Annotated in this window: 16 protein-coding genes; 5 read left to right on the top strand and 11 right to left on the bottom strand. The window is 42.2% G+C overall.

What is annotated here, in order from left to right:
* Positions 1-116: 116 nt before the first annotated feature.
* A complete protein-coding gene (locus tag AABK37_RS27050; RefSeq protein ID WP_432554595.1) occupies positions 117-1,073 on the top strand; it encodes a tyrosine-type recombinase/integrase in 957 nt (318 codons plus the stop codon).
* Here the strand turns inward: AABK37_RS27050 and AABK37_RS27055 are convergent.
* From AABK37_RS27055 to AABK37_RS27100, 10 genes are all read right to left on the bottom strand, one after another.
* Positions 1,066-1,899, bottom strand: a complete 834-nt coding sequence (locus AABK37_RS27055) for a hypothetical protein (protein WP_432554596.1) — start codon at positions 1,897-1,899, stop codon at positions 1,066-1,068. The two genes, AABK37_RS27050 and AABK37_RS27055, sit on opposite strands and share 8 nt — an antisense overlap.
* A 104-nt stretch (positions 1,900-2,003) precedes the next feature.
* Entirely contained in the window at positions 2,004-2,315 is a 312-nt protein-coding gene (locus AABK37_RS27060) for a hypothetical protein (protein ID WP_432554597.1), read from the bottom strand.
* A complete protein-coding gene (locus AABK37_RS27065; protein ID WP_432554598.1) occupies positions 2,315-2,824 on the bottom strand; it encodes a hypothetical protein in 510 nt (169 codons plus the stop codon). Before AABK37_RS27065 ends, AABK37_RS27060 begins: the two co-directional genes overlap by 1 nt.
* Positions 2,825-2,882: 58 nt before the next feature.
* Complete coding sequence (locus tag AABK37_RS27070; protein WP_432554599.1) at positions 2,883-4,295, bottom strand: ATP-binding protein; 1,413 nt, start codon at positions 4,293-4,295, stop codon at positions 2,883-2,885.
* Positions 4,292-4,867: a hypothetical protein gene (locus tag AABK37_RS27075; protein ID WP_432554600.1), complete on the bottom strand. Its 576-nt coding sequence runs from the start codon at positions 4,865-4,867 to the stop codon at positions 4,292-4,294. The genes AABK37_RS27070 and AABK37_RS27075 overlap by 4 nt, the downstream gene beginning before the upstream one ends.
* Positions 4,868-4,933: 66 nt before the next feature.
* Complete coding sequence (locus AABK37_RS27080; protein ID WP_432554601.1) at positions 4,934-5,593, bottom strand: hypothetical protein; 660 nt, start codon at positions 5,591-5,593, stop codon at positions 4,934-4,936.
* Positions 5,594-5,838: 245 nt separating this feature from the next.
* The gene (locus AABK37_RS27085) at positions 5,839-6,465 is read right to left on the bottom strand and encodes a hypothetical protein (protein WP_432554602.1); all 627 of its coding nucleotides are present in this window, start codon (positions 6,463-6,465) and stop codon (positions 5,839-5,841) included.
* A gap of 10 nt (positions 6,466-6,475) precedes the next feature.
* Positions 6,476-6,988, bottom strand: a complete 513-nt coding sequence (locus tag AABK37_RS27090; RefSeq protein ID WP_432554603.1) for a hypothetical protein — start codon at positions 6,986-6,988, stop codon at positions 6,476-6,478.
* Positions 6,989-7,313: 325 nt separating this feature from the next.
* Entirely contained in the window at positions 7,314-7,526 is a 213-nt protein-coding gene (locus tag AABK37_RS27095) for a hypothetical protein (protein ID WP_432554604.1), read from the bottom strand.
* A gap of 105 nt (positions 7,527-7,631) precedes the next feature.
* Positions 7,632-7,823, bottom strand: coding sequence for a hypothetical protein (locus tag AABK37_RS27100; RefSeq protein WP_432554605.1), 192 nt, complete (start codon positions 7,821-7,823; stop codon positions 7,632-7,634).
* A gap of 444 nt (positions 7,824-8,267) precedes the next feature.
* Between AABK37_RS27100 and AABK37_RS27105 the strand changes: the two genes are divergently transcribed.
* Genes AABK37_RS27105 through AABK37_RS27115 form a run of 3 tightly spaced genes read left to right on the top strand, consistent with a single transcriptional unit; the run spans position 8,268 to position 9,079 of the window.
* Positions 8,268-8,441 (top strand): ribbon-helix-helix domain-containing protein, encoded by a 174-nt coding sequence (locus tag AABK37_RS27105; protein ID WP_432554606.1) that lies wholly within the window; start codon positions 8,268-8,270, stop codon positions 8,439-8,441.
* Positions 8,438-8,770 carry a hypothetical protein gene (locus tag AABK37_RS27110; protein WP_432554607.1) on the top strand — a complete coding sequence of 111 codons (333 nt, stop codon included), beginning with the start codon at positions 8,438-8,440 and terminating at the stop codon, positions 8,768-8,770. The genes AABK37_RS27105 and AABK37_RS27110 overlap by 4 nt, the downstream gene beginning before the upstream one ends.
* 15 nt (positions 8,771-8,785) lie before the next feature.
* Positions 8,786-9,079: a fertility inhibition FinO-like protein gene (locus AABK37_RS27115; RefSeq protein WP_432554608.1), complete on the top strand. Its 294-nt coding sequence runs from the start codon at positions 8,786-8,788 to the stop codon at positions 9,077-9,079.
* 99 nt (positions 9,080-9,178) lie between these two features.
* On the opposite strand, the gene AABK37_RS27120 is transcribed toward AABK37_RS27115, so the two are convergent.
* Positions 9,179-9,727 carry a hypothetical protein gene (locus AABK37_RS27120; RefSeq protein ID WP_432554609.1) on the bottom strand — a complete coding sequence of 183 codons (549 nt, stop codon included), beginning with the start codon at positions 9,725-9,727 and terminating at the stop codon, positions 9,179-9,181.
* Positions 9,728-10,114: 387 nt separating this feature from the next.
* On the opposite strand from AABK37_RS27120, the gene AABK37_RS27125 reads away from it, so the two are divergent.
* A complete protein-coding gene (locus AABK37_RS27125) occupies positions 10,115-13,663 on the top strand; it encodes a PriCT-2 domain-containing protein (RefSeq protein ID WP_432554610.1) in 3,549 nt (1,182 codons plus the stop codon).
* Positions 13,664-14,167 lie beyond the last annotated feature (504 nt).

Consider the following 14,167-nt stretch of genomic DNA (forward strand, 5'->3'; position numbering starts at 1 on the left):
ATCGCTTTTCTTCCATATACTGAGTGCAAAAGTAAGGAGTCAGCACGATTGCGGATTACTTATTGAAATACTACTGTGCAGAATATGTTTTCCTAGAAGTTCAGTTCTGATAAGCGATGTCTCAAACCACTGCTCAATCGCTGGTGATGACAATCCCGCCTCCACTGACCGAACACCCAGCCTGTGTTTACCTTTCTTCACTTGCGACTGGGTCAGAGCCGACGATGAAGCGAAGTCTCTCTTTAGTTGCCCAACTACTAACTAATGGCGAGGCTGATTATTTAACATTGGATTGGGCAGCGCTGCGCTATAAACATACCGCCGCTATTCGTGCAGCTCTCATTAAAAATTATGAACCCGCGACAGTTAACCGCGTATTATGTGCATTACGGCGTGTTCTCAAGGAAGCGTTAAGACTTGAATTGATATCACCTGTTGACTATGCGCGTGCAGTTGATATCACTAGCGTGAAAGCTAGTAAGGAATTGAGGGGACGGGCATTAAGCCAGGATGAAATTGACTCATTGATGAGGGTTTGCTTTAGCGATCGCACCCCTGCCGGATTTAGAGATGCTGCACTAATCGCTATCCTTCGCGGTGCCGGCTTGCGTCGGGCTGAGGTAGTAAAACTCGACTTAAAGGACTTTAATAATGATGGAGAAATAAAAATTAGGTCTGGTAAAGGTCGGGTTGACCGGACAGTTTATTTATCGTCGGGGGCGATCGCTCTGGTTAATGATTGGCTAGAAATTAGAACTTCCGCATCTGGAGCGTTACTATGTCAGGTTAATAAGTCCGGTCGGGTGGTGTTGCAGCGACTCACACCCCAGGCGATATTATTTATTTTGCAAAAGCGTTGTAAGGAAGTTGGTTTAGAACATTTTTCACCCCATGATATGCGGCGTACATTCGTTTCTGACTTATTAAATGCTGGAGTGGATATTGCCACGGTGCAGAGTTTAGCCGGACATTCAAATCCTGCAATAACTGCACGCTATGACCGACGAGGTGAGGAGAGAAAGCGGATTGCATCTGCACAGTTAGAGATTTTGGGGCGAATTGAGCTTATGTAACAGGGCTGCCAGACAATGCCCTCTTCAAAAACCATTTTACAAAATCTGGAAAAGTTTGGGGATTAACAACCTCATTAACATGAAATTCATAAATAAACCCAAAACGCGAAAAGTATATACCCAAGCGGTTTAGCTCGTTGGCTGATGGATCTTCTATTCGACTTAGCACTGACAAAGTATAGTAGCCCATTAACTGATTAAAAGTTTTACGTTCCAGAGTAAAATCTTTTATCGTCTTAATATCGACGAGTAAATCACCAAAAATCAAATCTCCATCGGCTCCCCCTACCAACCTAGAAGCCTTTCCCCAGCTAGGATTCAGAATAATTATTCCCGGATATCTGAAGATTTCCGGGTCAACTGTATTTATCAAATTCCTTAAATCTTTAATGTCTAACGAGTTGATAGATTGTAGATTTTCGTCGATTACTCTGCGTCTTACAAATGGATCTAATTTTCCCAGTAGCAAGGTAGATTCAAGTAAGTCGTCTGTAAACTGTCCAGTTTTTTGGAATGCTGCATAATTTTCCTTTGCTTGGTTGACGATTAAACAAGCTTGCTCGTATAAATGATTAAAATTCGATTCTTTTAAGCGATATACGGCGGTTTCGGCAACCCATTGCTCCCGCTCAGTCGCGTGAGGATTTAAATATTTAATATAAAATCGCAGTAAATAATCAAAGGCTGTCCCGACCAATTGAGGATTTTTAGCTATGCGTTGCACTCTTCTATCTGGCTTTATTTGTGCCTTGAAATTAGGTAGAGGAAATTCTGACTGAAACCTTGCTAAAACATCTTTTTGTTCCAAAAACGAAGATAGGCTCATAAATTAATGACGATTGATGAAATAATCACAACCAGCCTAATTCTTGTTGTTGAAAAAATAAATGATAATTCCTCATTTATTTTCTCAACAACATGCCGTATAATTTATGGCTCATCGTCAGGGCAAAGCAGAGCTTGCAAGAAATCTGGCAGTTCATCAAACCGCTCTAAAATTAAATCGGCGAATGTTAAATACCATTTATGATAGTTCTGAGGCGATTGGTGAAACCGACCTTGGCTAAACCAACCATTAACCGTGCGGATATCAACTCTACAAATTTCGGCAATTAGTCTACGGTTTACATTCCACTTCGCTATAAAATCTTGATGATCTAAAAGTGGAGTAGCGTAAATAAATGCTGATAATCTAGCGAACTGCTGGAAACTTAAATCACGAGGCAATTTATAATTAGTCATTATTTCTCCCCCAATTCGCATTCAATTTCGTCTTGCCAAGCGAAAGTAGTTTTTACCCAATCTGCGCTGGGCGAATCAAAATCCAAAAATAAAATATATTTCCACTGCCACTTACAACGGTGTGACGCATAACACAAATAATATCCAATTAATGTCCCCCACTCTGTAGCGCCATCAATCGGAGTTAAACGAACTTTACTTCCAATAGAATAATTAGGTGGTGAGATATTTAATAAATTAGGAAGTTCGACTCCTTGAGGATATTCTCTTGTGATGGGTGCAGAAAATATATCTTGTTGCCCGTAATGAATGGCTTGTAAGTAATTGTTGATAATTTCGGAATTTATTGTCAGAGCCAATTGTGAAATCAGCTTGGTGGTAATTTGACTTGATTCAAATGCGGTGAGAGTTGGGTTTATTTTTTGTACAGCAAGTAGAAGTATCGCAATTGCATCGTCAGGGTGAACCGACTGATTTCTAGTTGAAGTATTTTTTGATGTGTTGTTCATGTGTTTGTTGAGGTTGATAATTTGATTTGTCAAATAATTAAGTAATACGTTAACTTAATTAAAATCGTTTGGTTTTTGGATAGTTGTAGAGTGGAACCTCTATCGGATCAGGGTCTTTAACACCTTTCATCTTGAGGAGTCCTTTGCCGCTAGAAACCGCCTCGTTAGTTTCTGGGTCTGCGATCGCAATACAGTCCACCCTTGGCTGAGAATCTAGTAATTTAGAAAAGCCCGACAAAGCACTGCTAACACTTGTCTGATTGTCGCTATGAGCAGTCATACAAACTGTGTAGCCCCATTTTCTGATATTAGTGAGAGACTGTTTAAGGAAAGCTGCTAATAAATCGGGGTTAACACCATGTACCTCATAAGTGTTGCTTTCCATTAAAAAGATAGCCACGCGCCCATTTAATCCAAGCTCCGAGCTTAGAGTATCTAGGAAGTCATCTTCATCAATTTTTTGCTCTCTAGCTCGACGTTGCCGCGCTCTAATTGATTCGGGGAAAGCTTCCATAAAATTATTTATTTCTTGCTCTTCAACCAAAACCTCAACGCCTGACCAGACAGCAGGATTAGTCTCTGGATTAATGACAACTATGTGATAACCTTCATCTTTTAGGAGGCGAATCATCAAGCGCTCTAAGGTTGATTTCCCACTTCCTTGTTCACCGCTCAATACCCTAAAAGGAAGCTTCAATAGCTTGTAAATCCATTTGTAGTCATCAGGCAAAGTGAAGTTACTAGCTGTTGCGATCGCTGCCTGTTCAGTTTCTTTGACTTTACCTTCCGTCTTGGCTCGTTCCTTGTCAGCTTTTGCTTTGGCTAGAAGATTATATGCTATAGTTTTATCTTGAGCCGAGTGGTTAACAGCACGGGCTTTTATAAAGTCTTCAAACTGAATCCGCGCTTTGGCATTTTCATTTTCTTCATCGGTTAGTCCCAGTGTTTTGCGTTCCTCCATATCCATCGCGGTTAGTCCGTCTTTGAGGCGTTCGGTGTTTAACCCGGTTGAGTGTTGCTTAATTTCCCTGCGATGCGCGTCAATCAGCCAAACGTTGTAACCATGCGTTTTTTCAGCCTCGCTATACTCATAATCTTTGCGCTTAAGTCGTTGCGATCGCATGGTGAAACAACCCGCTACACCCCAAAGTCCAATAACGGCGACGGCGTTACTCGTTAACTGTGAGGGGTTATCTGTGGGCAAGTCACGCACCCATTGAATCGCATTACCTTTGTAGGGGATAACACTGTCGTATCCCCCATAGCGCAGCCACGCCTCGGTTAGGACATAGTGACGATGGTTGCAATAAGTCCTATCAAGGTAAAGTTGTCCTTTTTGGGATTTTGACACTGGACAGAACTCGATCTGCGTAAGGTCGTAAGGTTGCCTGCTTTGAGATGTGGTAAAGCCTGCGATCGCAGCTACCCCGAAAACACCCGCAGCAATCAACTCAATAACGTTGCGTTTCAATTTCTACTACCTCCTTTGAAAATAATTCCTAGTGCCGCAGCCAAGAAAAAGACCATAAGCCCAATACCAAGCCAAGGGTCTGCTTGCGGATATTGTTTTTCAATAGTTTGAATATCTTGGTTGATTTGTGCCGCCGTCTCTCTAGTTAGCCCTTCAAAGTATTGATAGTCTTTTGTTGCTAACCAAGTAACAGTTCCGGCAGTTACTAGCCCAGCCGCACTTTTGAAAATGTTCTGCATGTTATCTACCTCTAATCCATCGCTGTTGTAATTAACTCGAAAGCCTGTTAGCCCTGCAAAAGAGCCAACGCTACACACAGAAAAGCAAAGCGAAACTGCAAGCCAGTAATTAACACCACCGCCAGCAAGTAATAGAAACTTAGCTATAAAAAAACCTGTAGAATTTAGCGACCAGCCAACAAAAAATCTAGACAACTTCTCGGTTGTATCAATAACCTCTTTACGCTGTTTTTTACGTGATTCTAAATGTTCTAATAAGTCCTTTGGTAATGGTGTATCTGGTGCAACAACGCTGTTTACTTCTTCTTGACCCTCGTCAATCTCGTATGTCATAGTAAATTGAATAATTGACTGTTAGCCCGTTAGCAACCGCCCAAAGTTTACTAACGGGCTTTAACTTTAGAACCCTAACAGAGTGTCCTTAATCCTTTGGACTATTGAGCGTCCTGCATATTGTTTTTTAGGCTTGAATTCATCAACAGCGTTATCACCAGTTTCGAGATAATATTTACCCAACTCTCGGTCGTGCTGTAAGTCGATAGTGCGTTGCTTGATATCGGTTTGCAATTCGGCTTGCAGCATCTTGTATTCCCCATCAACCTCCATCATGTGCTTATCCACCCAAGCTTTTAGTTTGAGGTGGTCTGTTGCTTGTTGATGGCGCAAAACTTCTTTGTCTTTGGCTGAGGTGAAATCAAGCCTCATTTCCTCAAGAACATTAGCTAAATGAGTATCAGCTAAAGTTGCTGACTGCACCGCTCTCTCAATCTTCTCGCCACTAACACCAGCTTGCTTGTAAATGTCACTGAGAACCTGATTCAAGTCTTCAGTGCCTTTAATCGCAGCCAACATTTGGTCTTTAACTTGTGGAGCAAACTCACTTATTCTTGCTCCGTCGTTACCCATTTGCCCTATCAGCTTTAACGCTGATTTATCACCTGATAATGCTCTCACTACCAAGTTGGTAGATGCATTGAATTTACCTTTGAGTTGCCTTTCTAAATTCCTGGATTTGGAAGTTACCAGATTTTTTAGCTTCATTGAATTTGTGACAGCCATACTTTTTGTCCTCAGTCAAAATTACGTTGCATTGGTATTCCATTCGCTTGACATACTGCTCTGTGATTTGCTTCCGCTTTAGATATTGCTGGTAGTTGAAATATTCATTAGTTGGCAGATACACCCAGTAATGCAGAGGTAAAATTAACCCTGCAACCGCGCTCAAACTAAAAGCAATTCTTGAAAAATAACCCAGTCTCCCCAAACGAAATAGCAAACACTGGAGAAGTGTTAGGTCTTGGCTTTTAACCCGCTTTAAGTCTTGAGAGGATGCCTGAGAGTTGGCTTTTAGTTTGGGTTCGGCTTTCCTCCAGCGCCGCACTGATACCTGTTAACCCCTGAGCAAGCTTGTCTCTGCTCTGTTCGTGCCGGTCAACCACACGCTTTTGCACTCTTGTCAAAGTTTGGTCAATTCGTGCATCAATCTGGTTTGCTGAGTGATCCGCATAAGCTAGCAACGCCGCCTCAACTTGTTCCAAGATTTCATCGAAGGTTGAGGCGGAATTGTCAACGCTATCTGCTATATCGCAAACCTGCTTCTCGCTTAATACCATCCCCAACTCTGCCGCCTTGGTTGTAACCATCTCGCCTACCTGAGATTGTGGAATGGTGGCAAGTTTTGAATCCTCAATAACTTCCTTATCTAGTGGTGGCTCTATCTCTAGTTCTGGTGACGTTACGGTAACTGAAAGTTTACTTGATTGCTTTTCAATGAGGTAATTGACAGCGTGAGTTAATTGTTCCTTAGTCGGGTTATTAAGGTCTTCGCACTCGGCAGCAATCGCAGCAAGAGTAAATTCCTCCTTTGTGAATCCCTGATAGCCTTGCTTGTACAACCGAGTGCGAACGTTATTAGTAAACTTATTAGACATAGTTTGCTCCTTATGCCACTAATTTGTTGTCTTCTGGATTGGCGGATTTCATGGTTGCCGTTCGTTTGGCAATAGCCCAATTGGTAGCGACAAAAGCAACTAATGCCAGGTCTTTGCTGCGGCGATATTCGTCAGCTTGGTATTTAATGCCGGCTCTCTCAAACCAGTAGTAGCGAGTAGAGCGTGGCACGTCTTGCAAATCAATCTTTAAGTGTTCCGCCAACAACATTAGGAACTGCTTGCAGGTGTACTCAATATTTTCTCTATCGTAAAAGTGCTTAAACGTTGCCCATCGCTCGTTAAAGTCTGGATTGTTGAAAGAAAAAGCTCCATATCGTCTCTTTAAATCTGCGAAACTTTCAACAATCAATAAAGCGCTAGAAGCTTCAACCTCGAAGCCAAAATATCGCTTTAAATTTCCAACGACTCTGTACCAAGTTACGTCAGCAATTGACTTACCAATAATACGTTCATAAGCCTCTTTTAATTGTCGATACTTACTTAAATATTCTTTTGTTGCCACTTTCACCTCGTATTGTTACTAAAGTGTGTGATTAATTTACATGCCTTCCGTAAATCTAAAGAATCGGGCTATGTAGTATTTATGGATTTGGGAATTTGACCTATCCATTCTTATGGACACTATCAAATACCTTAGATTTTGAGCTTTGGACAAAATAAAAATTTGTCTGTTCGTCGGCTATACCGACGCAATACTAGGGTGTTAACCTTCGTAGGGGTCTTTGGACAGAGCAAAATACCACCCCGTTACAGCTACCCCTTGGAAGAAATCCAGCCTTGTTCGGATGCGCGATCGCTTTAAATGCATTTGCAGATGTTACCCGCTTCTACACTCCATCTTGTATCCGGGCACAGGCTACCAAAGCATCAGTTAGTGGTCGCGCAACGCGCAGATAAGTATCTACTTCGTTACTGTTTTCTGCGCTTTCTGCTGCATCAAACAATTCCGCGATCGCCTGTTGAATTGCGTCCAACAAAATCTCTTGTTTAGATGGTCGATAAACTGTTAATTCTTTGACTTGTTGACTTACAAGATTCATCGAAACTCCTTGGGTCTGAAACCCGTCCTTATGAGACGGCTTTATATTTGTTGGCTGCCGCGACAATTAAACCTATCGAGCGTCTAATCAGTCGAACCTTGGCTTTTATTTCAAAGAAAAATACTTGTAAGCATTATTGTCAAAGTCGATAGGAACTGGCACATGTTGTTTTTCAACGTCAGGTCTATCTTTCAAAAAGTCTTTTGCCTCAGCGTAATTTTCAAAAGTTCCGCAGTCGGTATTCGTGTCACCGGTGTAAGCGTTAAGTAGTTTTTGTGATTTGTTTCGGTTAGTCATGTTTTGCCTCACTCAGTTAATAACAACCGCATAACCGTATCTCCCGATGTTGGATAATTGGTTGTTGGAAACCGAGGGGTTTCTGCTCGTCCAGCTACCCCACAGACTCACCTGCCAGGGTCAAACTCGTCAGCTATTGATTTTTCATGGTTCAGACACACGCAGTTATTGCGATTGCAAACATAAAGCAACCGCACAACAGATATTGCGTCGAATAAATGGTTTTAAGATACTTCTAAGCGTTGCAACCCCTGAGGGATAACGTCTTGACGTTTTGCGCTAATTGCTGTCTGTATTTGTTTTTCAGAGGTATTGGCGTATCCAATTCCCTGATACTGCTATAGTAAGATGAGTAACGCAAAGTGTCAACACTATTAAGTGAAATTTGCTAGTGAGCTTAAAAGTGTTATTTAATAGCCTCAAAAGACATAATTTTTATGTGTAATGGCTACTAAAAAACCAAGGCTTACAATTTATCTAGCCTCGCAAGAGTTGTTAGAGGAATTACAGTCCATAGCCGATGAGCAACAAAGGTCAGTTTCTAATCTTGCTAGTATCGCGCTCGCTGATTGGATAGCTGATTACAAATCCCAAAAAGCCAAGAAAGAGGCATCATGACCGACCAACCCCAAGACACACCTTCTCGACTAGATCGCATCGAAGCAATTTTGCTACAAACTGCAACACGTCTGGATCAAGTTGCCCAACAACAGCAGACAAATACAGACGCGATCGCTCAACTAACAGAGCAGCAAAAAGCTAACACCGCTGCAATTGGTCAACTAACAGAACGAGTTGACCAAGGTTTTGAGCGATCGCAGCAGCTGCTAGAAAGCAATATTTCTGATTTGGTTGGAATAATTGGCGATGGCATAGAAGGCGTTGAAGATATGCTTCGGCGTGCTTTGCGACAAGGTGGTAATGGCAATACCCCACCCAGTAATTGAATAAGGAGTGTCAACATGATCCAAGGCAAGTTAGAAATTACCATTAAAATTAACGAACTCCCCAATGCCACCGCAGTCGAAAACGGTTGGCAACGCTTTGATATTGACTGTGACGGGCGAATTATCAGCGTCACTGTTAAGCCAAAAGTCTGGAAGAAGCTTACTGACGCACAAGCCAACTTTCCGGAATGGGTTGGCGCTATTGCTGGGAAGATGGGGGAGGCGACTGAAAATGGATTTGTGTTGCTGGAGCCGAATATTCAGGTGTTTGAAAAGAAGCCAAAAGCTGATAAAGTTGCAGCGACTTGATAGTGGATTTTTCCCGCTCGCGGGAATTTTTTAAGGTTGCTCACATCCGTCGGTAGTGAGTTGGCTTAACATTAAAAATCTTATCGGCGGAATCACGCCTCAGACAATTTTTAGTTTTGATTCTTCCACTTCAAGGCTTTCAGCCATTACTTTCAGTTCTTCAATAACCTTTGGCACATTTAAAACTGTAAATTTTCCTTGACCAATCTCCACTCCATCGTCAATAACTATATCTGGGAACTCAAGAATCATTTTATAAATCGCTCTTGATTGTATCTCCGACATATTATATTTATTGAACTGGATATATATCCCAAGATTCCCAAGAGCGCCCTTTTCGCCAAAATAAATGTTTAGAACGTTGCCAATATCCTCAACAATGGCTTCTGCATTAACAGGATTTTCGGAACTTTTAAAAGCTTTGTCAATTTGTTGGAGCGACCAAATTTTACGGAAGTGATATAATATCCTCAAAAATATTATTTGATTCCAACTGTACAAGACTGCTGGAATTTTACGAGGTTTAATAATTTCTAATTGCTCTAATTTTTGTAATTGCTTTCGCGTGAAGCCAGAAAGCTCTACCGTCTCCTTCTGGGAGAACATTCTAGATTTTTCTAGCCTTGCAAGCCTTTGTTCCCGCTTCATTCCAGTGTCTCCATCCCCTACCAAATTATTCTACTGCTCTTAAAATTGCACAAAAGCACAAATTTCAACTAGACTTATGTTGAGGGTATGAAAGAAAACTTTGGAAATATTCTGAAGCGCTCTTGTCCAAATACCCGGAGCTTACCTGGTAACACTCATTGACCCTTTTTCCAAGTTTAGCCGACTACGAAAAAATCTTTGAGTCGAAACCAGGAAGCTCCTTGCACGCGAGTTGTCTTACTAACTCGTCGTCGTTGTCCTTACAACTAACGTCCATCAGTGATGCTGGCGGACATCAATCATGATTTTTATTATATCAATACAGAACAGCAAAATTGCTAAATTCCCTCTGAGGGAAATTCGAGACTGCATCGGGGGGGTGGCACAATGACAACCCTGCACTCAACCCCTTTTGGTGGAGATAAAACCCGGTTTAAATTCGCCGTAAACACTGCTGGCACAGATAAAGACTGGGATTTTAAGCTGCTAGCCTCTCAATTCAAAGATAGAGAAGGAACCATCGAAGATGTCAGATGGCATGTAAAAGCCGGACATGCTTTGTGTGCTGGCTTGCTTGGCAATAAGCGGCGTGTAAAATCAAACGTTATTGGCTCGTGGTGGATTTTACTCGACGTAGATAATTCCGATATATTGCGAGACGAAGCTGGGCTGGCAGTTAAGGGCGAAAATGGCAAGGCAATAAAAATTTATAAACCAGAACTCACACTTGAGGAGGCAATCGCCCATCTGTTTGTACAGAAGCATTGTGCTTTAATCTATACTACTGCTACCCATAAACCAGATTGGCATAAATTCCGGCTCGTATTCCTGCTGCCAGAGTTTGTGGAAGGGGCGGACACAGTAGAAGCCTGTGTGAGACTTTTACAACAGCAGTTCCCCCACGATCCAAATTGTAAAGATGCTTCACGGGTATTTTACGGCTCTACTTTAGCAGAATTCCCCCTGGTACAACCCAACGTTGTACTCCCCAGCGATTGGGTACAAAAAGCGCGAGATGCGGTTGAGAACAAGCAAATTAAATTCAAACCTTGCCCTAAACCTCAACCTGCTATTAGTCTTCATCCGAGCGAAAAATATTCAACTGACGATATAAACTGGGCTAAATCATATTTATCAGCGCTTCAGCCATACCGCGCCGACAACTACTTCGACTGGCTCCAGGTAGGAATGTCGCTAAAATCGGTTGACGAATCTTTGTTGGGTGAATGGGATGCCTGGAGCCAACAATCACCAAACTATGAACCGGGCGAGTGCGAGAAAAAATGGAAAAGCTTTAAGTCGTCTGGTCTAACCATTGGCACTCTGGCATATTTCGCCAAACAGGATGGCTGGACTAATCCATTTTCAAAAAACTCACCCCAACCAAATCACCATAATGACGAACCAAATCAAGCAGCTTACGCCGAATACATTCGCCAAGAAAGAGAGGATGAGCGTACTTCTCAAGCTGAAGAATTCCGAGATTTAATCAACAAATCAGTCGGCAAAATTAAGCGATTTTTGGGGAGAAGTTTTAAGGGTTTTAGCAAACAACATATTACCCAAAAAGCTATACCAAAATCTATTAAAATTAAACCAGGAGAAGTGCCAACGCCTGAAGAATACGAAATTCTAGGAAAGCCCAGGCTTGATTATAAAGGAGAGGATCGAAATGCAATTTGGGCTGAGAGTGCTGCCAAAGGCTGGCGACATATTCTCGACAACAGCGGTACTGGGTCGGGTAAATCTCACGCTGCGGGAGAGGCATTACCATCTCAATTTGGTGTAAAAAATCTTTGGTATTTCGCGGCTGATCACAGGAATCCCACTACTCTTACTATTGAAACCAACTATACAGATTTACCAGTCCGCAATAATGGTTTTAAAATAGACAAAACTCGTCAAACACCGTCAGGACGATACTTTCAAGTTTGGGCGAAAGTAGCTGATGTATCAGATACATTTACTATTGGAAATTGCGATCGCACTCACTTCTTTCATGCCCTAGCAGAAAAAAACATTTCGGTGCAACAGAGCGGAACTTCTCCTATCTGTAAAAGTTGCCCTCACTCAAAAAAAATAAAAATTGAAGATGAACTAAAGCCTAAATGCTCGGCTGTTATAGGAGACGGATTCGGCTTTAGGGCGGAATATTCTAGTATATTAGCAGCATCCGAATTATTGAGAGCGCACCCCAATAGTGCCCCACAAGATGAATATGATTATAGTAATGCGGGCGCTTTTTGGGATGAAGCCGGAATCCTGATAGAAACTCAATCCGTGCTAGAAGTAAACTTGTTTGACTTGCAACAAACTTATCACAAAGTAGCTACTGCTCTACTAGACAACGGACATTATAAATTTAATAATGAGTTAGAACCGCTGTGGCAAGTTTTGACGGGACTACTTGATAGCAACTATGGGGGATATATAGCGGACAACGGGCGCTTTGGAATGAAAGATACCGAAATTAGGGGGCTACTACCAGACCCCCCTGAAAACCTGGATGCGATTATCGAGTTTCTCAATCAAGCATTGCAGCCCGATCTTAGCTTCTTGGCAGAAAAGACCGACCAAGTAGATTTTAAATCGGTTGGTCGCCAAGATAAACGCTATGCCTGGGCAGCGCAACAAGCTTTTAACAGCCAAAGTGCCAGAGAAAAATTAGAGGGATTACAAAAAGTATTGCTAAATTGGTTCGTACCTTTTTTAATGGCTTGGAGAGATAATTCGGGGTATTTTAAGAGAGAATTTGGCTCGGTATTAAAAATCTACAGCAGAAGCAATCGCCACACCGATATAGCTTCATCGATGAAGTGGAATATTTACCTCGATGCCACCCTCTCCTCTCAAATGTTGGAAGATATGCTTGGTACTGATATTGACGGAAAGGCGGCAAACATCTTACATATAAAAGAGGAGATGCCATCTTTCAAAAATCTCCGTATCGTGCAAATCACTGGGATGGGGCGCTTGAGTGCAGATCGCCGAGAGTCTGCCTCTCGACGAGTTGCAGCGGTACTGGCAGAACTTGAACAACGTCATCCAGGGATAGCAGTAATTGATTGGAAGGCTAAAGTTACCAACGACCAACACGGTTATCATTTTAGAGATGGTCGTGGAGTAAATCGGTTTAAGGGTACGCCGGCGCTGGCGATTGTTGGCACGCCCACCCCAAATATTGGGGCGATGGCAATTAAATATCAGTTGCTAAAAAATAAACCAGCTATTGAGGATAGTCTGGAGTTTAGAGCTTTTGTAGACGAACATATTCAATCTGAGCTGATCCAAGAAATCGGAAGACCCAGAGCAAACCAACGCACTGAAGAAGTGTCAGTATACATTCTAAATGACTACGATCTAGCTTTTCTCCGGTCTGCATTTCCCGATGCCACAATAGAGCAATTGGATGCTTTTAAATTAAATCCCAACGCAGGCGACAAGCTTCAGCACACTAGATACGCAATCTTAAAAGCATTTAGTCAGTTGGTTGATGCTGGGGCAGATTCCGCCAAAATTACTCAGGAGGCGATCTCCAAGTCAGCGGAAATTACCCGCTCTCGAATTGCCCAAATTGCCCAAGACTTTGGTGGGTGGACACAGCTGCGAAAATTGTTAGTTTTGTTATATAGAAGCCTTAATAGCAAAATTAACAATTCAGAAAACGTTACCCCGCCTGGAGAGGAGCCGGATTCTACCCTCTTATGGATGGCGAACGAATACCTCCCGCTACTCGCTGCAAATCCCGACGATTCCCCATCGGCGGAAGTGGTTGAGAACATTTTCGATATTATTTCGGTGGAAGGGTGGAAACGATTCAAAGTTGCCTTGCAGTTGACTGATAGGACATCGAAAATGGGAGTATTAGCACATTTAATTGCCTTATTCCCCGATCAATGGTGGGAAGAGTTTCTTGATTTTCGCTCCTTCTCTTAGTTGATTTTTCCCGCTTGCGGGAAATAGTTGGATCTCGCCCTAGTTGATTTACGCTCGTATTGGAGATTTATTGGAAGATTTTGAGATTTATTTAAAGACTGAAAAAGTTAGAGCCAAGCAGATCGGCTATTTTTGGCTCATAAACTTCGCTTATCGTCTGATAATGCTTATCTGACTCTTCGTGGATCTACATGGCTCGTATCGGGTGAATAATACCATTTCTCCCTAGAGGAATTTTCGCCAACGTAGCAGACCGGCTCCTGGGAGCCTGGTTTTACGTAAGCCGACCTTTTCCCACAAAGGCTATTATTTACAGCTCGGTCGTAAGGACATGGACAGCCCTGCCCTTGGCGTGGTTCACGAATCTTAGTCGGCTCGGCATCCAGATATGAAGTCTACCTATAGAATTGCTTTACCAATTCTATTGGTAGACGTTTGCGGTCAACAACAATGTTTATGCTGTTAAGAATAAGTTATACAAACAAATATTTGCAATCATGAAAA

The organism is Tolypothrix sp. VBCCA 56010, from assembly GCF_050875635.1.
Taxonomy (GTDB): domain Bacteria; phylum Cyanobacteriota; class Cyanobacteriia; order Cyanobacteriales; family Nostocaceae; genus Hassallia.